The sequence below is a fragment of the Brucella pituitosa genome (assembly GCF_965577835.1).
Taxonomy (GTDB): domain Bacteria; phylum Pseudomonadota; class Alphaproteobacteria; order Rhizobiales; family Rhizobiaceae; genus Brucella; species Brucella pituitosa.
Genome location: NZ_OZ264092.1, coordinates 2,315,826 through 2,333,802 on the forward strand (window position 1 = coordinate 2,315,826; position 17,977 = coordinate 2,333,802).

Genomic DNA, 17,977 nt, shown 5'->3' on the forward strand with positions numbered 1-17,977 from the left:
GGCTGACTTTCAGGAGTCCTTTGGTGCAGTTCAAGTTTTCTCTACCTGCTCTCATCGTAACCATTGCTCTGCTCGTCGCGTTGGCTCTCTTAGCCACGGCAGGCGCTGGTCTGGGCTGGATAAGAAGCTTTCTTGGCGATGTGATCGCAGTGATCTTTGTCTATTCAGCATTCCGCATCATGATTGACGGGAACAGGGTTTTGTTGGCTTTTGCAGCGTTCTTGGTTGGAGCTGCTATCGAGCTGGGCCAGTATCTCGCAAAAATAACGGGTGTTGAAATTGGCAATCGAGCCCTGCGGATTATTCTTGGCGCAACACCTGACTGGCTTGACGTTTTGGCTTATGGACTGGGTGCCGTGCTTATTATTGCATTTCTGGCGCTTAACAGAGGCTTGAAGCTTGCTCGCCGCGCCTGAGTTTTTGCGAACAAACTTTCTTTGAACACAATGTCGGTTTATACGACGCGACATAGGCATTGCTTATGAGCGCTGGAACGCGTCTGTCGCTCGCAATAGCCTCCATCAATTGACGCTTTTGACCACGGATGTACTGGCACTGGTAGACATTGATGATCAGGAAGGTCGGTGCATTTTTGCCCCGGCCTTTTTTGTTGTGCTGATTTCCTCCGAGCGCAATTTATCAGATTAGAGCGTGATGTTTTTAAGTTGAATCGTTATCCCGTTCTAAACTTTTGCTTGAGCATGACTTTATCCGAAAGCCGGTTCCCACTTTTCGAAATCATGCTCTAAGAGAGAAGTATTTAAGACGTAGTGGCGGACTGGCGCGGAGAGCTAACTCGACCGCGACATATCCTTAGCTTTTATTGAAGCGCGTAGTCGCTACGTCTTAAAGCTCAACCAGATCTAAATACCGATTAGTATCGGCGGCGAATAAAGAGCCCGGCAAGCACAGATATCGTGACCGTTACGGTGAGCAGAATAAAGGCGAGGGCTGCACCGAGCGGCCAGTTTGCCTTGTTCAGTATTTCCGTCACAATCATCGGTGCCATCATTCGGAAAGATGGACCGCCAAGAAGTACCGGCGTGGCGTATGCATTCATAGTCAGAATGAAAGACAGAACCGAAGCTGCAAGAAGGCCAGGCATGATCTGTGGCAAGCGGACAAGCATAAAGCTCTGCAATGGCGACGCCCCGAGGCTTGCTGAGGCGTAATCAATATTCTCGTCCAATCCCTCAAAAACACTTTGCAGAGTCAGAACGACATAGGGAAGATTGACTGCAGTTATGCCGATGAACACCGCCGTCGGTGTCTGCATGATCGTCAGTGGCGTGTCGATGATACCGATCTTCATGAGAAGAAAATTAAGTACACCGGTTTGACCGAAAGCCACCATCCAGCCTGCAGCACGAACAGCATTCGAGATAAACAGCGGTAAGATAACTGCCATTAGAAGCAACGTTTTAAGGCTACCGCTTTGGCGCGAAATCCAGTTTGCCAGTGGTAAGCTGAGTATTATGCAGACTGCGGTAACTGACCCAGCCATGAGCAGGGTCGTACCCATGCCTTTTAGGTAATATGTGTCGGTAAAGAATGTTGCAAAGTTTGCTAAAGTGAAGCCCTGCATCAAGAATTCGCCGGGCACAAAATCATTGAAACTATAGCGCAACAGGTAGAGCAGCGGCAGGGCCATGAACACGATGACCAGCCCGGTCGCAGGCATGAGAAGTGCGGCGGCGGAGAAAGAAGTTTTTTGCATGGCTATACCGAGAAAGTTAGAGCTGTACCTGTCTGGCCAAGCCAGACAGGCCGTGGCAACAATCAGGCCTTGAACTCTTTGTTCCACCAGTTTTGCAGATCAGCATCCGCTTTCGCGACGTATTCGAGATCGGGGAGTACAAATTTTTCGCGTTGCTCTGATGTGTAATCAACGGCTGATGCGAGTTCATCGGGCAACTTGACCTCGGCATTTGTCGGCGCATATCCCATCTGCTCTGCAAATGCAGACTGAGGCGTCTGTTCAAGCATGGCATTTAGATACTGATATGCGGCTGCCTTGTTTGGTGCGTTTTTAGGCACACTCATATCCGAGAGGTAGAGGCCAATGCCTTCCTTCGGAATAGCAATTTCAATATCGATGCCTGCCTTTTTCCACATGTAACCGCGTGCATTCCACATGATGCACATTACGATTTCACCGGACTTAAGTGCTTGTGCGAGAGCTTCATTTGTCGGGTAGATTTTAACGCCCTGCTTCTTCAATTCCAGCAGCTTGGCCTTGCCTGGCTCGTAGTCCGAAGGACCACCGCCAGCAATCATCGCGGCAGATTCAATCGTCGTCTGATACTGGAGATCGATTACACCTACACGACCGGCATATTTCGGGTCCCACAAGTCAGCGTAGGACGTCGGTGCGGGACTAACCTGCTTCGGATTATAAAGAATAACGCGACCAGTATAGATATGCGGGATCGAATAATTTGTACGAATGAAGGGCAGAACCTTACTCAGGTTGGGAACCTTGGTCTCATCCAGCTCTTCAGTCAGTCCGTTCTGGAACATCTCAAAGCTACCCTGTCGGGTAAGGCAGGCAATATCCATCGATCCGCGCGGCAAACGCCGTTCCGCCAACAGTTTTGCCCTGCGCACTGTATCTGTCGCGGGATCATAGATGACCTGTGTTCCACTGCCCTTCAGGGTGCCATCCGCGATATTGATTTGTTGCAGATTCTGATAGTCACCACCCCAGGTACCAACCACAAGCCGTCCAGCGGCTTTGGCAAAAGAAGGCAGCATCGTAGACGCCAGAAGGCTACCGGAAAGAATTCCAAAAGTCCGTCTGCTTATTTTGGTCATGTTAATTCCCCTTTTAATCGTTGATTGACTGTTCCCGGAGGTCTGCCGCCTCGTTCGGGAATGAGTGGCTAAAGCAACACGACGTCCTCCGGCGCGATGCTAATTGTTATCGAGGTATCAGGATTAAGGTTGATGCCGGCCTCATTGAGTTCGCGTGGCGAAGCAACGGCTGTCAGATGCTGGCCGTCGGCAAGCACGAGATCAATTTCGACCATGCCACCCAGGAACACATGCTTTTTGATAATTGCTGTCTGATTGTTCTGAGCGGAAGGTAAGGGCGCTTTGCTCAAACGTAGTGCTTCTGGTCGGATAAGTACCTCGGTTGCCACGTTGGAACTCTGAGCGGCATGAAACTGCACACCTCCATCGGTCGTAAAACTCCCATTTCCAGTTGCTTTTCCGGTTAGAAAATTTGCACGACCAATAAAATCAGCAACAAAGCGGTTTGCGGGCTGCTTGTACAATTGTTCCGCATTGCCGATCTGTTCAATCACTCCGGAACGCATCAGCACCAACCGGTCGCCGACCGACATGGCCTCTTCCTGATCGTGGGTGACCATAATTGTCGTGATACCAAGTGACTTTTGCAGGCTACGAAGCTCGTCACGCACTTGCAGACGCAAGCGTGCATCCAGATTGGACAATGGTTCATCAAGGAGCAGCATGTCGGGCCGGATTGCGATAGCGCGAGCAATCGCGACACGCTGTTGCTGACCGCCGGATAGCTGCTTTGGTAAGCGGTCCATCAAATGCGCAAGATCCACAAGTTCCAGAGCATGCTGCACACGACTTTTCAGTTCGGGTTCCGCCACCTTTCGGCGGCGCAGACCAAAGGCAACATTCTCGAAAATGCTCAGATGCGGGAAAAGCGCATAATTCTGAAACACCAGACCAATATTGCGTCGATGCGGCGGCTCGTAGGTGATTTCCCGGCTTCCCAGACGCATGGTTCCGGCATCTGGTTCAATAAAACCAGCCAGCATGCGCAAAGTTGTCGTCTTCCCACAGCCTGATGGCCCCAAAAAGATAAGGAATTCGCCCTCATGAACCTCAAGCGTCATATCGGACACGGCCTTGAAAGCCCCGTAGGTTTTGGTCAGTCCCTGAATTTGAACGTCAGCCATCAGACCATCCTCGAAATATTTACAAAGCGATTGGAAATCATCAGCATAAGCGCCACAAAGAGCACCTGCAGGACAGAAACGGCGGCGATTGTCGGATCAATTTTCCATTCCAGATACTGCATCATTGCAACTGGAAGCGTCACCTGACCGGGACCAGAAAGGAATATAGAGACCTCCAGATTGCCGAAACTGACGACGAAGGAGAATACAGCGGCTGCGAAAATCCCCGGCTTGATAAGCGGTAGCGTTACCAACCAAACAACTGTCGCTGGCTTGGCTCCAAGTGATGCTGCAGCCTCTTCGACAGACATGTTCACGCCTTCAAGCGAAGCAAGAAGTAAGCGGATACACCAAGGAATTGTCAGCAAAACATGCCCTGCCACAAAGACACCGGTTGAACCGACAATCGGTGCGCCAGACGCAATTTCAATTTCAACAGCCGTCACGTACAGCGCGGCACCAATAACGATTGCTGGCACCGTAAGAGGTGACATCAAAAGCTGGATCAAAGCACTGCGACCACGAAAACTCTGCCGCACAATCACCATAGCCGCAGGAACGGAAACCAGAAGACCGGCCAGCATCGCAAAGCTTGCGACAGCTATAGAAAGCAGGAAACCACTCAGAAACTGAGGTTGACGAAAGGCTTCCGAGAACCAGTGAAGTGAGTAGCCTTCGACTGGCAAAGACAGTATCTCATTCGAGATCACAGACAGCCAGAAAACCAGCACCAGGGGCAGAAGCATCAGCACAAGGCTGAATGCAATCATTGTCGCTGCTCCCAATCGTCCCAGGCGCTCTGTAAGAGATTTGCCTCGGACCATCGACTTACTCCGCCAGGGTGTTTTTATGAAAGACGCCGCCCTTCATGATGGCAGTCAAACACTCGTCGTGACGTTCCAATGTGGTGATATCTTCCAGCGGGTTGCCATCCACAATCAGAAGGTCGGCAAAGGCACCGGGCATAATCACCCCAATTTCGTCTTCCATGCCGCAGAGCTTTGCCGAAACCCTTGTTGCTGAATGCAGCACTTCGCGATTGGTCAAAACGCTTGCGCGCAATGAAAATTCCATCGATTGATACTTGTGAAGTTGCCCGAGAAGATCTGATCCGAATGCCATTGGAAGACCGGCATCACGCATAATTGCCAGCGATTCCAACCCGCCACGACGCACCGTATCAATCTTGGCTTGGGAATCCGCACCTAACCCGAAGTTTGCACCTTCCAGGGCCAAGCCCTCATAAGCAACCAGTGTTGGACAGGCAATTGCTCCAGCCTCAGCGGCGAGCTTTGCTGTTTCAGGTGTTATGAGATTGCAATGTTCAAGGGATTTGACACCGCATTCAACTGCACGGCGAATGGAGGCGTCTGAATATGTGTGAGCTGCAACGTAAAGCCCGTAATTCTCGGCTTCTTCCACGATGGCGCAAATTTCTTCGCGCGAATATTGCAGCACGTGAATGGGATCATTGGGAGAGGCGACACCGCCATTGGCCATGATTTTGATGAACTGCGCACCATTCTTGATTTCTTCGCGAGCAGCGCGGCGAACTTCATCAACGCCATCGGCAATGCGTCCCAGACTTCCAAGTCGCGATTCGTGCAAGGGACGATTGTCGTAGCGCTTCCGGTAATCGCCATGGCCGACCGTCTGACTCAAGGCCTTACCGCAGATAACCAGACGAGGGGCTTCAACTGCTCCTTCATCGACAGCAAGTTTCAAGCCAAGATCAGCGCCTGCCAAATCGCGCAGAGTTGTAAAACCACGCATAAGCATGTCGCGCATAATCTTCGCGCTGCGCAGAGCGATCAGGGAAGTTGGCAGAGCTGCATTCTCAGCAAGATCGACGAGCGTGGCTGCCACGTGAACATGTGCATCGACGAGGCCTGGCATCAATGTGCGGCCGGCAAGATCAATTCTCTGCGCATCTGGAGCATCGATCAGCTGGTCACTGACAGCAACAATGCGATCTCCCTCGACCAGCACCTCAAGTCCCGACTTGAGTACGCCGTGGTCAACATCAAGAACCTGGCCACCAAAAAACACAAAGCTCGTCATTGTTCATTCCCCATAATGCGCCAGTTTCGACGCTTGTATACAACAAGTATATTCGTCGCATCCTTGCACGAGGTTTGGGGTTTGTCTACATAAAAACAGGCTAGCTTGTTTTTTTGTTGAAAGCCAGTGTATGCCACTGTTTTAATTTATATTTAGAAAGGGGTGGATGGCCGCATGTGTTGATTCTCGATGCAGTTCGCTTAATATTGAGGCAGTTATTTAATCCGTTGTCATCTGTAGAGACCTCACCTAATGAACAGCTCCGCTAAACCGATCAGGGCTCAAAATTCGGCGCACTTGCGTAGAAAAACGCAAGCGGAACGCTCGTCATCCACCCGGTCGAGAGTTTGCCAGGCAACACTTGAAGCGCTCGCTGAAGTTGGCCACGGGCTTATTTCGACAGCTATGATCGCGCAAAAGGCAAAAGTTTCACGTGGCGCGCTGACACACCAGTTTCCTTCGCGCAATGATTTGCTCGTTGCAGCGCTTCACCAGCTTCACGAGGACTGGGAGGTGGTTCATCCTGTTGCGGCAAATCCGGATGAGACACGTTATTCACTCGCTGAACTAACTGAAACGCTGTGGCTCAATATCTTCGCCGACCCGCGATACATTGCAGCCATTGAACTGATGCTTGCAGCGCGGTTGGATAACGAATTGGGGCAGAGGTTACGCGATGAAATGAAGCGATGGGTTGATATACGTGATTTGCGCGTATCGAAGTTGGTGGGTTTTGAACCCGACAACGAAGCGGACACCTTAAAACTTCATCTCATATTGTCGGTGCTGCGCGGCATAGCGGTACACCAGAGTTTTGATCCGGACATTGCAACCGGTCGAAAACTTGTAGACCTCTGGAAAAAGATATTGAGCGAGATAGGCTATAATCCCCCCATTTTTAACGGAGTTGAGCAGTAGAGCTTACGCAGCAGTTTCAGCTTCTGTAGGGGGAATTCCGCCGATGCCCATATTGGGTCGTTCGTTGTTTTGCACCCATAGCCACTATATTGCGAATTTCTGAGTCTCGCTGATATTTTGAGGATATGCTGAACTGAACGGGCCGGCTTCGATAGCAAGGTCGTTCGCATGATTACTTGCCCTCGTGCTTTGGGCCGTTCATGGTGTCCTCCGTTTTGAATGGAGGTAGGACTGAGAGAGGGATTGTCCAGGCAGTCCCAAGGTTCTTTGAACCTCAAGGGAACTTCATATTTTCGATCTAAGTAATTGGAAAATATGGTGGGCGATGAGAGACTCGAACTCCCGACATCTTCGGTGTAAACGAAGCGCTCTACCAACTGAGCTAATCGCCCGACTGACTTGTCAGCCGCTGTGAGAGCCGTTTAGGCAATTCGTTCGAAGAGTGCAAGCGCAAAATTACAAAAATGCATTCTTTTTATTTTCCCGGCTAAAATCCACAGGCCTCATCAATTATAACGAGCAGAGTCATTCCAAATAGAGCACTGGGAATTGTATGATTCATGGTCACTGACCTGAATCGTGATTCCGATTCATGTGATTTTTGAATGCCTTCGGGTGAGGGGCGCTTCGTTGTGGATAATACAGGTCAAATTCGGAAGCCTATAAAAGCGTGGCTTTTTGAATAAAAACAAAATTCTTCTTTTTTCTTCAAACCACTCGCTTGACACTGGTGAGAGAACCCCTTAAACGACCGCTCACACCGAACGGAAACGCCGGTGACTACCCAGCCAAACGGCTGAAAATGAAATGCGCGGGTGTAGCTCAGTTGGTTAGAGTGCCGGCCTGTCACGCCGGAGGTCGCGGGTTCGAGCCCCGTCACTCGCGCCATTTTCATTCAGGAAATCAAACAGAAATCCTGATGGAAATGGCGCACCTCGCGTTCTTTTTCTCTTTTTCTCTTTTTATTAAATATTCGAAATTGATCGCTGCAATCATTGTTTTGATTCAGTGGTTTTTGCGTTTGGCAAGTTTGCTTCGAAAATTGGGATTCGCTAGGTAGAGAGCGATGTGATTCCGCGTTGAAAGCTGAGGCTATTTTGCCTTTTTCTTCCACGAGAGGTAAGCCACTGAGAGAATTCCGGCCAAAATGACCAGAACGTCACCGCTGGCAAGCAGATATGTGCCCAACGCTCTCTCCTTGCGAATCCTGTCTTTTGCCCAAGGCTGAAATTTCAGCCCTTTCAGGCGCGTAAATTTTTGAAGTCATCGATTCTGTAAGCCGAACCGATGTCGCAGTGTGTGATCCTTGGGAATTTTAGAGGTGCACTCAGTTAATTGAAGGCAAGCAATCTTGCTCATTGGCTTACATGCGCCAAATCTTTCCGCAAATCGCAATCAGGGCAGTGATAATTTTCTGAACACAGAGAATGTTCTGTTCGGCGAGGCGGCGTGCAGTCGCGTCTCTCACGTTTGGGCTCGATTTCGACCATATATATAAAGTGAGTCCGAAATACCGTTGAGGCATGTGCCTCATATGGAATCCGGCTCGTAAAGTTTGTCCGCTAAGGGTTGCATTATATCTGCCATCTCTGCGCGTCGTGCATTTTTAGAACGCGTTGAGATCCATCTGAATAGGTCACAAGAAAAAGCCCGGCAATTTAAACCGATTGATTCTATCGGGTGGATAAAGGCGAAAGATCGCTGTTTGCCTTTTCCTCACGAAATTATGATGTTTTCGTGCTATATGGGGTTTGGGTGGCATATATGGGCTTGATGTTGCCTCTTATTCAGCATCTTGACCGGACTATACCCGCCTGTTCGCGTTGGAGGGCTTGCGCTCGCGTGCATGCTGCGCTAACCGTCCCGCCAAATACTTAAGTTCGCACGGCATGCCTTTTGAAGCTGCTTGAGGCGACGAGGTCGCAAGAGATGCAATGTGTCGCATGGTGGTAGGCTCCAAAAAGCTTATGACAGGCGGCGCAGCCTCGTATTCAAGCCGGATAAGGATCATGAACGAGCTTTTAAGTTCCTATTTGCCGATTGTCATCTTTCTCGGCATCGCAATGGTAATCGGTGTAGCCCTTCTGGTTGCGCCGTTTCTAGTCGCGTACCGACAGCCCGACCCGGAAAAGCTTTCAGCTTACGAGTGCGGCTTCAATGCCTTTGATGACGCTCGCATGAAATTCGACATCCGTTTTTATCTGGTGTCGATTCTCTTCATTATCTTCGATCTCGAAGTCGCCTTCCTGTTCCCGTGGGCTGTGTCCTTCGGTGCGATCGGTTGGTTTGGTTTCCTGTCGATGATGCTCTTCCTTGGTGTTTTGACCATCGGCTTCATCTATGAATGGAAGAAGGGAGCGCTGGAATGGGATTGACCGGCACAAATCAGGCGTCGGGCTCGACGCTCATTGCTCCGCAGCCAAAGGGTATTCTTGACCCGCGCACGGGCAAGCCAATTGGGTCTGATGACGCATTCTTCAATGACCTGAACAGCGAACTGTCCGACAAGGGCTTCATCGTCACCTCTGCTGACGCTCTGATCACCTGGGCGCGTACCGGCTCGCTGATGTGGATGACCTTCGGTCTTGCATGTTGCGCTGTGGAAATGATGCACATTTCCATGCCGCGTTATGATGCCGAGCGCTTCGGTATCGCGCCGCGCGCATCTCCGCGCCAGTCCGACGTGATGATCGTTGCGGGTACGCTGACCAACAAGATGGCTCCGGCTTTGCGTAAGGTCTATGACCAGATGCCTGAGCCTCGTTACGTCATTTCGATGGGTTCTTGCGCCAATGGCGGCGGCTATTACCACTACTCTTATTCTGTAGTGCGTGGCTGCGATCGTGTGGTTCCAGTCGATATTTATGTTCCAGGCTGCCCACCAACTGCGGAAGCCCTGCTTTATGGTATTCTGATGCTTCAGAAGAAGATCCGCCGTACCGGTACGATCGAGCGCTAATCGGGCCTTTAAGGTCTGAATTGTGCAAGAGGGTTTGTTAGAATTCGTTCTGTTTTCCCAAGGATGGATAGGGTTCTAAAAAAGGAAGTTAGAGATATGAGCGAAGAAGCTCTTGGTGAACTTTCCGGCTATATCAAGGAACGTCTCGGTGATGCGATCGAAGAGGCGAAGCTGGCTTATGGTGAGCTGACGCTTAGCGTCCCAGTTGCGAGCTTGATCAGCGTTCTCACGTTCCTGCGCGATGACGTGCAGTGCCAGTTCGTGAATCTGACGGATATTTCCGGCGTTGATTATCCACAGCGCGCCAAGCGTTTTGACGTTGTTTATCAGTTCCTTTCACCTCGCCAGAACCTGCGAATTCGCGTGAAGGTTCAGGCTGATGAGGATACACTGGTTCCTTCTGCAGTGTCGGTTTTCGTCGGTGCTGAATGGTTCGAACGTGAAGCCTATGACATGTATGGCATCTTGTTCTCCGGCCACCCTGATCTGCGTCGCATTCTGACCGATTATGGTTTTGAAGGTCATCCGCTGCGTAAGGACTTCCCAACGACTGGTTTCGTTGAAGTTCGCTATAGCGATGAAGCAAAGCGCGTCATTTATGAGCCTGTCGTTCTGCGACAGGAATTCCGCAATTTCGACTTCCTCTCGCCGTGGGAAGGGACTGACTACGTCCTGCCCGGCGACGAGAAGGCAAAGACGAATTAAGGTGAGATGATGGGCTCTGTCGAAAGATTGAACGGCCAATGTCTTTGTGGGGAGGTGAAGTTCACCGCTGTTCCCGTAAAGATGGAAATGGACGTTTGCCATTGCAGCATGTGCCGTCGCTGGTCGGGTGGCGCGTTCATGGCTGTCAATTGTGGCACTTCAGTCGAAATTGAAAACGAGGCGGCACTCGCATCCTACAGTTCTTCAGAGTGGGGTGAGCGTCGTTTCTGCTCGAAGTGCGGCTCATCGCTGTTCTGGCGTGGCGTGCATGATGGAATGACCGTCGTTTCCATGCAGGCATTTGCCGAGCCGGAGCAGTTTCATTTTGCTGAAGAAATCTTCATCGATAACAAGCCTGCAAATTATGATTTCGCCAACAAGACCCACCGGATGACCGGCGCGGAATTCTTGGCGGCGATAGCAGCCAAACAGGAAGCTGAACATGGCTGAGACTCAGGTCCGCAACTTTAATATTAACTTCGGCCCGCAGCATCCTGCTGCGCACGGCGTTTTGCGTCTTGTTCTTGAACTTGACGGCGAGGTCGTGGAACGCGTCGATCCGCATATCGGTCTGCTGCATCGCGGCACCGAGAAGCTGATGGAAACGAAGACCTATCTTCAGGCCTTGCCTTATCTCGACCGCCTCGACTACGTGGCGCCGATGAATCAGGAACACGCCTATGCGATCGCTGTCGAGCGTCTGCTTGGCATTACAGTGCCGAAGCGTGGTCAGCTGATCCGTGTTCTTTTCTCGGAAATTGGTCGTATTCTGAACCATATTCTGAACGTGACCACGCAGGCCATGGACGTTGGTGCGCTGACGCCGCCGCTCTGGGGCTTTGAGGAACGCGAAAAGCTGATGGTGTTCTACGAGCGCGCTTGCGGCGCACGTATGCATGCAGCCTATTTCCGTCCGGGTGGTGTTCATCAGGATCTGCCAGATCAGCTTATCGAAGATATTGGCAAATGGATTGATCCATTTCTCTCGACGACGCTCAGCAATCTGGATGATCTCATCACGCCGAACCGTATTTTCAAGCAACGTAACGTCGATATTGGCGTTGTCTCGCTCGATGATGCGTGGGCATGGGGCTTTTCGGGCGTCATGGTTCGTGGTTCGGGTGCGGCATGGGATCTGCGCAAGTCGCAGCCTTATGAATGCTACAACGAAATGGAATTCGATATTCCAATCGGCAAGAACGGCGACTGCTATGACCGTTACCTGATCCGTATGGAAGAAATGCGCCAGTCGGCTCGCATCATGCGCCAGTGCGTTGATCTTCTGCTCGGCAAGGAACGCGTCGGTCCTGTTTCCAATACCGATAACAAGATCGTGCCGCCAAAGCGCGGCGAGATGAAGCGCTCGATGGAAGCGCTCATCCATCACTTTAAACTTTATACGGAAGGCTATCATGTGCCTGCCGGTGAAGTTTACGCAGCTGTCGAAGCACCAAAGGGTGAATTTGGCGTCTTCCTCGTATCGGATGGCACCAATAAGCCTTACCGCTGCAAGCTGCGCGCTCCGGGCTTTGCCCATCTTCAGGCCATGGATTTCCTGTGTCGCGGTCACATGTTGGCTGACGTGTCGGCAATTCTTGGCTCGCTCGATATCGTGTTTGGTGAGGTTGACCGCTGATGTCCGTTCGCCGTCTCGCAGATGATGCCGTCCAGCCGGCTGGTTTCGCTTTCAATGCGGAAAACCAGAACTGGGCGCACAAGACGATCGCAAAATTCCCTGAAGGCCGCCAGCAGTCGGCTGTCATTCCGTTGCTCATGCGTGCGCAGGAGCAGGATGGCTGGGTTACGAAAGCTGCCATTGAACATGTTGCAGGCATGCTCGACATGCCGCTGATCCGCGTTCTGGAAGTTGCCACTTTCTATACGCAGTTCCAGCTGAAGCCGGTTGGCACGCGCGCTCACATTCAGGTTTGCGGCACCACGCCATGCATGCTTCGTGGTTCGGAAGCGCTGATGGATGTCTGCCGTCACAAGATTAACCACGACCCGTTCGCGCTCAATGCTGAGGGAACGCTGTCGTGGGAAGAAGTGGAATGCCAGGGTGCCTGCGCCAATGCACCGATGGTCATGATCTTCAAGGACGCCTATGAAGATTTGACGCCGGAACGTCTTGCCGAAATCATTGACGCTTTTGAAGCTGGCAAGGGCGACACCGTCAAGCCGGGCCCACAGGATGGGCGTGTGACGTCGGAACCTATCAATGGCCTGACCGCTCTGACCGAAGATCTCGACTACAAGAAAGTCGGTCTTGAGACCCGCAAGGCATCTGATGCGGCTACTGCCAAGGCGAAGGCCGAAGCCGAAGAGAAGGCAAAGGCGGAAGCTGCTGCAAAAGCTGCCGAGGAAGCGAAGAACGTCGCTCCGTCGAATGCTGCGAAGCCAGTGACCAATGCGCCTGAAACCGATCCAGCGCTCAAGACGCCTTCGGACGTCAAGGTGTCGAAGGCTGCCGAAAAGGCCGCTTCAGTTGACAGCAAGCAGGATTTCAAGCTTGACGACAAGAACCGCCCGGAAGCGATTGCGCGTCCGGAAGCTGTTGACGATCTGAAGCTTATTTCCGGCGTCGGCCCGAAGATTGAGGAAACCCTGCACGAGCTGGGCGTTTTCACCTTCAAGCAGGTCTCTTCCTGGAAGAAGGCCGAGCGCGAATGGGTTGATGGTTATCTGAGCTTCCACGGTCGCATTGAGCGTGAAGAGTGGGTGAAGCAGGCCAAGGCTTTGGCCAAGGGCGGCGTCGAGGAATACATCAAGGTATTCGGAAAGAAGCCGGTATGATGACTTCGATATTGGCAAACACGAACGGAAACAGGTGAGACATGCTGGCTGATAAAGATCGCATCTTCACCAATATTTACGGCTTCAAGGATCAGTCTCTGAAGGGTGCCATGGCGCGCGGCCATTGGGATAACACCAAGGGCCTGATCGAGAAGGGTCGTGACTGGATCATCGACGAGATGAAGGCATCGGGCCTGCGTGGCCGTGGCGGTGCTGGCTTCCCGACAGGTCTTAAGTGGTCGTTCATGCCTAAGCAGAATGACGGTCGTCCGCATTATCTGGTCGTCAACGCCGACGAATCCGAGCCGGGCACCTGCAAGGACCGCGAAATCCTGCGCCACGATCCGCACACGCTGATTGAAGGCTGCCTGATCGCCGGTTGTGCCATGGGCGCGCATACTGCTTATATTTATATTCGCGGCGAGTTCATGCGTGAGCGTGAAGCGCTGCAGGCCGCTATCGACGAGTGCTATGATGCCGGTCTTCTCGGCAAGAACAACAAGTGCGGCTGGGATATGGACATTTTTGTCTCCCATGGCGCTGGTGCTTATATCTGCGGTGAAGAAACGGCTCTGCTCGAAAGCCTTGAAGGCAAGAAGGGCCAGCCGCGTCTCAAGCCTCCGTTCCCCGCGAATATGGGCCTTTATGGCTGCCCGACGACCGTGAACAACGTGGAATCGATTGCCGTTGCGCCGACGATCCTTCGTCGCGGTGCGGCATGGTTCTCGTCCATCGGACGCCCGAACAATGTCGGCACCAAGCTGTTCCAGATTTCGGGCCACGTGAATACGCCTTGCGTTATCGAAGAAGGCCTCGGCATTCCGTTCCGCGATCTGATCGAAAAGCATGGCGGCGGCATTCGCGGCGGCTGGGACAATCTGCTTGCGGTTATTCCCGGTGGTGCATCGTGCCCAGTCATCAAGGGCGAAGACATGATGGATGCCATCATGGACTTTGACGGAATGCGCGACAAGAAATCGTCGTTCGGCACCGGCGGCCTGATCGTCATGGACAAGTCCACCGACATCATCAAGGCGATAGCCCGTCTGGCAGCGTTCTTTAAGCATGAGAGCTGCGGCCAGTGCACGCCTTGCCGCGAAGGCACAGGCTGGATGTGGCGCGTGATGGAACGCATGGTCAAGGGTAACGCACAGAAGCGCGAAATCGACATGCTGTTCGACGTGACCAAGCAGATTGAAGGGCACACGATCTGTGCGCTTGGTGATGCTGCTGCATGGCCTATTCAGGGCCTGATCCGCAATTTCCGTCCGGAAATTGAAAAGCGCATTGACGATTATACGCGCAACGCCGTTCAGAGCCGCAACATCCGCCTCGAAGCGGCTGAATAAGGCTGACGCATTGTGTAGGGCGGCCCACTTCCCATGGGCTGCAATAGAGTTTGACATCTGGAAGATGCGGCAAGAGCCGCAGGTTTGGATAAGCGATGGCAAATATTAAGGTTGACGGCACAGAGATCGAAGTACCCGATCACTATACGCTCCTTCAGGCTGCCGAAGCCGCGGGGGCTGAAGTCCCGCGTTTTTGTTTCCACGAACGGCTTTCCATCGCCGGAAATTGCCGCATGTGCCTTGTTGAAGTGAAGGGTGGGCCGCCAAAGCCGGCAGCATCCTGCGCTATGGGCGTGCGCGATCTGCGTCCCGGTCCGAATGGCGAAGCACCTGAAATTTTCACCAACACGCCGATGGTCAAAAAGGCCCGCGAAGGCGTGATGGAATTCCTGCTCATCAACCACCCGCTTGATTGTCCGATTTGCGATCAGGCCGGTGAGTGCGATCTGCAGGATCAGGCAATGGCGTTTGGTACCGATGGCTCACGCTATCGCGAAAACAAGCGTGCTGTTGAGAACAAGTATATCGGCCCACTGGTCAAAACCGTGATGACGCGCTGCATTCACTGCACGCGCTGCGTCCGTTTCACGACCGAAGTGGCTGGCATTTCCGAGCTCGGCCTGATCGGTCGCGGTGAAGATGCTGAAATTACTACCTATCTTGAACGCGCTATGACTTCGGAACTGCAGGGCAATGTCATCGACCTTTGCCCGGTTGGTGCTCTGACCTCGCGTCCTTATGAGTTCCAGGCTCGTCCGTGGGAATTGAACAAGACTGAAACCATCGACGTGATGGATGCAGTGGGTTCGAACATCCGTGTTGACACCCGTGGCCGTGAAGTGATGCGTATTATGCCGCGCGTCAATGAAGCGGTGAATGAAGAGTGGATTTCCGACAAGACCCGCTTCATCTGGGATGGTCTGCGCACCCAGCGCCTTGATCGCCCATATGTTCGCAAGGATGGCCGTCTGGTTGCAGCATCATGGCCTGAAGCTTTTGCAGCGATCGCTGCCAAGGTTTCCGCTACCTCCGCTGACAAGATCGGTGCTGTTGCTGGCGATCTGGCTTCGGTCGAAGAACTCTATGCTCTGAAGAGCCTGATCGCATCGCTTGGTTCAGCCAATATCGATAGCCGTCAGGATGGCGCAGCGCTTGATCCGGCTCTGGGTCGTGCAAGCTATCTCTTTAACACAACGATCGAAGGCATTGAAAATGCTGACGCTCTTCTGATCATCGGCTCCAACCCACGTGTTGAAGCAGCTGTTCTGAACGCTCGTATTCGCAAGCGTCAGCGCATGGGTCATTTCCCGATTGCTCTGATCGGTGAACAGGCTGAACTGCGTTACAATTACGAGTATCTTGGTGCAGGTGCAGACACACTGGCAGCCGTTGCTTCCGGCAAAAATGCATTCCGCGACGTGCTGGCAAAGGCCGAACGTCCGCTGATCATCGTTGGTCAGGGTGCATTGACCGGTGAAAATGGTGCAGCAGTTCTCGCATCCGCTGCAAAGCTTGCTCAGGACGTTGGTGCGATCAACGGTGAGTGGAACGGTTTCTCAGTTCTTCACACTGCTGCTTCCCGCGTCGGCGCTCTTGATCTCGGCGTTGTTCCGGGTGAGGGTGGCAAGGCTGCTGGCGACATGCTGGGCAATCTTGATGTTGTGTTCCTGCTTGGTGCAGACGAACTCGACATGACCAACAAGGGTTCGAGCTTTGTCGTCTATATCGGTACGCATGGCGATGCCGGTGCACATGCCGCTGACGTTATTCTTCCGGGTGCAGCCTATACCGAAAAGTCGGGTACATGGCTTAACACTGAAGGTCGCGTACAGCTTGGCAACCGTGCTGGCTTTGCTCCGGGCGAAGCGAAGGAAGATTGGGCAATCCTGCGCGCTCTTTCCGACACGCTCGGCAAGCGCCTGCCATTCGACTCGCTCGCACAGCTTCGTGCCAAGCTCTATGCAGACTTCCCGCATATGATGGCGATCGATACTATTATGCCTATTTCTGCCGACGACATCGTCGCGCTGGCCGCAAGGGCAACCAACCTGGGCGGCGGCGCTGCGTTCGTCTCCCCGGTCAAGGATTTCTACCTGACGAACCCAATCGCGCGTGCTTCCGCTGTCATGGCCGAGTGCTCGGCGCTTGCGGCCGGCAGCTTCCAACAGGCAGCTGAGTAAGCGAGAGAGAGACGGAATAATGGACGGAATTTTTGCAGCTTACGTCTTGCCCGCGCTGATCATAGCGCTGAAGTCGGTCGTTCTGCTTGTCGTATTGCTGATCGTCGTGGCTTACCTGCTTTATGCGGATCGTAAGATCTGGGCAGCCGTGCAGCTTCGCCGTGGACCGAACGTCGTTGGCCCATGGGGTCTGTTTCAGGCTTTTGCCGATCTTTTGAAGTTCGTCTTCAAAGAACCGATCATTCCATCGGGCGCGAATAAGGGTGTGTTTCTTCTCGCGCCTTTCATTTCCGCAGTGCTGGCAATGGCAACCTGGGCAGTCATTCCGGTCAACGAAGGTTGGGCAATCGCCAACATCAATGTCGGTTTGCTTTATATCTTCGCTATTTCTTCGCTTGAAGTTTATGGCGTTATCATGGGCGGCTGGGCCTCGAACTCGAAGTATCCATTTCTTGGTGCACTTCGTTCGGCAGCACAGATGGTCTCTTATGAAGTGTCGATCGGTTTTGTGATCGTTACGGTTCTTCTGACGGTTGGCTCGCTTAATCTGACAGATATCGTACTGTCGCAGAATACGGGTATCGGTACATCGCTCGGACTGCCTGCTTCGTTCCTCGACTGGAACTGGCTGGTCCTGTTCCCGATGTTCGTGATCTTCTTCATCTCGGCACTCGCTGAAACGAACCGTCCGCCATTCGACCTTGTCGAAGCTGAATCGGAACTCGTGGCCGGTCATATGATCGAATATTCGTCCACGCCGTTTCTTCTGTTCTTCTTGGGCGAGTATGTGGCGATCACTCTGATGTGCGCTCTGATGACGACGCTCTTCCTTGGCGGCTGGCTGCCTCCGGTTGATGTATGGTTCCTCAACTGGGTTCCGGGCATCATCTGGTTCATGCTCAAGCTCTGCTTCTGCTTCTTCATGTTCGCTATGGTGAAGGCTTTCGTACCGCGTTACCGCTATGACCAGCTGATGCGTCTTGGTTGGAAAGTGTTCCTGCCGATTTCGCTTGGAATGGTTGTTCTGACCGCGACCGTCATCAAAGTCTTCGATCTGGTGTAAGGAGAAAGACA

General features: G+C 52.6%; 16 protein-coding genes, 2 tRNA genes and 1 pseudogene. 12 read left to right on the forward strand and 7 right to left on the reverse strand.

Annotated features, from left to right (window positions below):
• Positions 1-23: 23 nt before the first annotated feature.
• Positions 24-416 carry a DUF2809 domain-containing protein gene (locus ACSME1_RS11180; RefSeq protein ID WP_024897468.1) on the forward strand — a complete coding sequence of 131 codons (393 nt, stop codon included), beginning with the start codon at positions 24-26 and terminating at the stop codon, positions 414-416.
• Positions 417-874: 458 nt separating this feature from the next.
• On the opposite strand, the gene ACSME1_RS11185 is transcribed toward ACSME1_RS11180, so the two are convergent.
• The 5 genes from ACSME1_RS11185 to ACSME1_RS11205 form a co-directional block, all read right to left on the reverse strand.
• Positions 875-1,717, reverse strand: coding sequence for an ABC transporter permease (locus ACSME1_RS11185; protein ID WP_235822332.1), 843 nt, complete (start codon positions 1,715-1,717; stop codon positions 875-877).
• A 62-nt stretch (positions 1,718-1,779) separates the two neighbouring features.
• Positions 1,780-2,814 (reverse strand): ABC transporter substrate-binding protein, encoded by a 1,035-nt coding sequence (locus ACSME1_RS11190; RefSeq protein WP_036567218.1) that lies wholly within the window; start codon positions 2,812-2,814, stop codon positions 1,780-1,782.
• Between the two features lie 68 nt (positions 2,815-2,882).
• Positions 2,883-3,938 (reverse strand): ABC transporter ATP-binding protein, encoded by a 1,056-nt coding sequence (locus tag ACSME1_RS11195; RefSeq protein ID WP_024897471.1) that lies wholly within the window; start codon positions 3,936-3,938, stop codon positions 2,883-2,885.
• Positions 3,938-4,708 (reverse strand): ABC transporter permease, encoded by a 771-nt coding sequence (locus ACSME1_RS11200; RefSeq protein WP_051514755.1) that lies wholly within the window; start codon positions 4,706-4,708, stop codon positions 3,938-3,940. The genes ACSME1_RS11195 and ACSME1_RS11200 overlap by 1 nt, the downstream gene beginning before the upstream one ends.
• 58 nt (positions 4,709-4,766) lie before the next feature.
• Positions 4,767-5,999, reverse strand: coding sequence for a metal-dependent hydrolase family protein (locus tag ACSME1_RS11205; protein WP_105706752.1), 1,233 nt, complete (start codon positions 5,997-5,999; stop codon positions 4,767-4,769).
• Between the two features lie 252 nt (positions 6,000-6,251).
• On the opposite strand from ACSME1_RS11205, the gene ACSME1_RS11210 reads away from it, so the two are divergent.
• On the forward strand, positions 6,252-6,917 hold the full coding sequence (locus tag ACSME1_RS11210; RefSeq protein WP_105706751.1) for a TetR/AcrR family transcriptional regulator: 666 nt from the start codon (positions 6,252-6,254) through the stop codon (positions 6,915-6,917).
• Positions 6,918-6,920: 3 nt separating this feature from the next.
• Here the strand turns inward: ACSME1_RS11210 and ACSME1_RS11215 are convergent.
• Together ACSME1_RS11215 and ACSME1_RS11220 are read right to left on the reverse strand one after the other, a co-directional pair.
• Positions 6,921-7,037: pseudogene (locus ACSME1_RS11215) on the reverse strand (IS3 family transposase); the annotation flags it as partial.
• 196 nt (positions 7,038-7,233) lie between these two features.
• A tRNA-Val gene (locus tag ACSME1_RS11220) sits at positions 7,234-7,309 on the reverse strand.
• Positions 7,310-7,728: 419 nt separating this feature from the next.
• Between ACSME1_RS11220 and ACSME1_RS11225 the strand changes: the two genes are divergently transcribed.
• The 10 genes from ACSME1_RS11225 (at position 7,729) to nuoH (ending at position 17,966) form a co-directional block, all read left to right on the forward strand.
• Positions 7,729-7,805: transfer RNA gene (locus ACSME1_RS11225), tRNA-Asp, on the forward strand.
• 1,121 nt (positions 7,806-8,926) lie between these two features.
• Positions 8,927-9,292, forward strand: a complete 366-nt coding sequence (locus ACSME1_RS11230; protein WP_007874537.1) for an NADH-quinone oxidoreductase subunit A — start codon at positions 8,927-8,929, stop codon at positions 9,290-9,292.
• Complete coding sequence (locus tag ACSME1_RS11235) at positions 9,283-9,876, forward strand: NuoB/complex I 20 kDa subunit family protein (RefSeq protein ID WP_100559201.1); 594 nt, start codon at positions 9,283-9,285, stop codon at positions 9,874-9,876. The genes ACSME1_RS11230 and ACSME1_RS11235 overlap by 10 nt, the downstream gene beginning before the upstream one ends.
• Positions 9,877-9,972: 96 nt before the next feature.
• Entirely contained in the window at positions 9,973-10,581 is a 609-nt protein-coding gene (locus tag ACSME1_RS11240; protein WP_024897476.1) for an NADH-quinone oxidoreductase subunit C, read from the forward strand.
• Between the two features lie 9 nt (positions 10,582-10,590).
• The gene (locus ACSME1_RS11245) at positions 10,591-11,031 is read left to right on the forward strand and encodes a GFA family protein (RefSeq protein ID WP_105706749.1); all 441 of its coding nucleotides are present in this window, start codon (positions 10,591-10,593) and stop codon (positions 11,029-11,031) included.
• Positions 11,024-12,217 (forward strand): NADH-quinone oxidoreductase subunit D, encoded by a 1,194-nt coding sequence (locus ACSME1_RS11250; protein WP_024897478.1) that lies wholly within the window; start codon positions 11,024-11,026, stop codon positions 12,215-12,217. The genes ACSME1_RS11245 and ACSME1_RS11250 overlap by 8 nt, the downstream gene beginning before the upstream one ends.
• On the forward strand, positions 12,217-13,374 hold the full coding sequence (locus ACSME1_RS11255; protein WP_105706747.1) for an NADH-quinone oxidoreductase subunit E: 1,158 nt from the start codon (positions 12,217-12,219) through the stop codon (positions 13,372-13,374). The genes ACSME1_RS11250 and ACSME1_RS11255 overlap by 1 nt, the downstream gene beginning before the upstream one ends.
• A 41-nt stretch (positions 13,375-13,415) precedes the next feature.
• Positions 13,416-14,723 (forward strand): NADH-quinone oxidoreductase subunit NuoF, encoded by a 1,308-nt coding sequence (gene nuoF, locus ACSME1_RS11260; protein WP_024897480.1) that lies wholly within the window; start codon positions 13,416-13,418, stop codon positions 14,721-14,723.
• Between the two features lie 95 nt (positions 14,724-14,818).
• The gene (gene nuoG, locus ACSME1_RS11265) at positions 14,819-16,903 is read left to right on the forward strand and encodes an NADH-quinone oxidoreductase subunit NuoG (protein WP_105706746.1); all 2,085 of its coding nucleotides are present in this window, start codon (positions 14,819-14,821) and stop codon (positions 16,901-16,903) included.
• 19 nt (positions 16,904-16,922) lie between these two features.
• The gene (nuoH, locus tag ACSME1_RS11270) at positions 16,923-17,966 is read left to right on the forward strand and encodes an NADH-quinone oxidoreductase subunit NuoH (protein ID WP_024897482.1); all 1,044 of its coding nucleotides are present in this window, start codon (positions 16,923-16,925) and stop codon (positions 17,964-17,966) included.
• Positions 17,967-17,977 lie beyond the last annotated feature (11 nt).

Bases quoted from the DNA above. Each gene is read 5' to 3' on its own strand.
- ACSME1_RS11185 (WP_235822332.1), bottom strand. From the start codon at position 1,717: ATGCAAAAAACTTCTTTCTCCGCCGCCGCACTTCTCATGCCTGCGACC.
- ACSME1_RS11190 (WP_036567218.1), bottom strand. From the start codon at position 2,814: ATGACCAAAATAAGCAGACGGACTTTTGGAATTCTTTCCGGTAGCCTT.
- ACSME1_RS11195 (WP_024897471.1), bottom strand. From the start codon at position 3,938: ATGGCTGACGTTCAAATTCAGGGACTGACCAAAACCTACGGGGCTTTC.
- ACSME1_RS11200 (WP_051514755.1), bottom strand. From the start codon at position 4,708: ATGATTGCATTCAGCCTTGTGCTGATGCTTCTGCCCCTGGTGCTGGTT.
- ACSME1_RS11205 (WP_105706752.1), bottom strand. From the start codon at position 5,999: ATGACGAGCTTTGTGTTTTTTGGTGGCCAGGTTCTTGATGTTGACCAC.
- ACSME1_RS11210 (WP_105706751.1), top strand. From the start codon at position 6,252: ATGAACAGCTCCGCTAAACCGATCAGGGCTCAAAATTCGGCGCACTTG.
- ACSME1_RS11230 (WP_007874537.1), top strand. From the start codon at position 8,927: ATGAACGAGCTTTTAAGTTCCTATTTGCCGATTGTCATCTTTCTCGGC.
- ACSME1_RS11235 (WP_100559201.1), top strand. From the start codon at position 9,283: ATGGGATTGACCGGCACAAATCAGGCGTCGGGCTCGACGCTCATTGCT.
- ACSME1_RS11240 (WP_024897476.1), top strand. From the start codon at position 9,973: ATGAGCGAAGAAGCTCTTGGTGAACTTTCCGGCTATATCAAGGAACGT.
- ACSME1_RS11245 (WP_105706749.1), top strand. From the start codon at position 10,591: ATGGGCTCTGTCGAAAGATTGAACGGCCAATGTCTTTGTGGGGAGGTG.
- ACSME1_RS11250 (WP_024897478.1), top strand. From the start codon at position 11,024: ATGGCTGAGACTCAGGTCCGCAACTTTAATATTAACTTCGGCCCGCAG.
- ACSME1_RS11255 (WP_105706747.1), top strand. From the start codon at position 12,217: ATGTCCGTTCGCCGTCTCGCAGATGATGCCGTCCAGCCGGCTGGTTTC.
- nuoF (WP_024897480.1), top strand. From the start codon at position 13,416: ATGCTGGCTGATAAAGATCGCATCTTCACCAATATTTACGGCTTCAAG.
- nuoG (WP_105706746.1), top strand. From the start codon at position 14,819: ATGGCAAATATTAAGGTTGACGGCACAGAGATCGAAGTACCCGATCAC.
- nuoH (WP_024897482.1), top strand. From the start codon at position 16,923: ATGGACGGAATTTTTGCAGCTTACGTCTTGCCCGCGCTGATCATAGCG.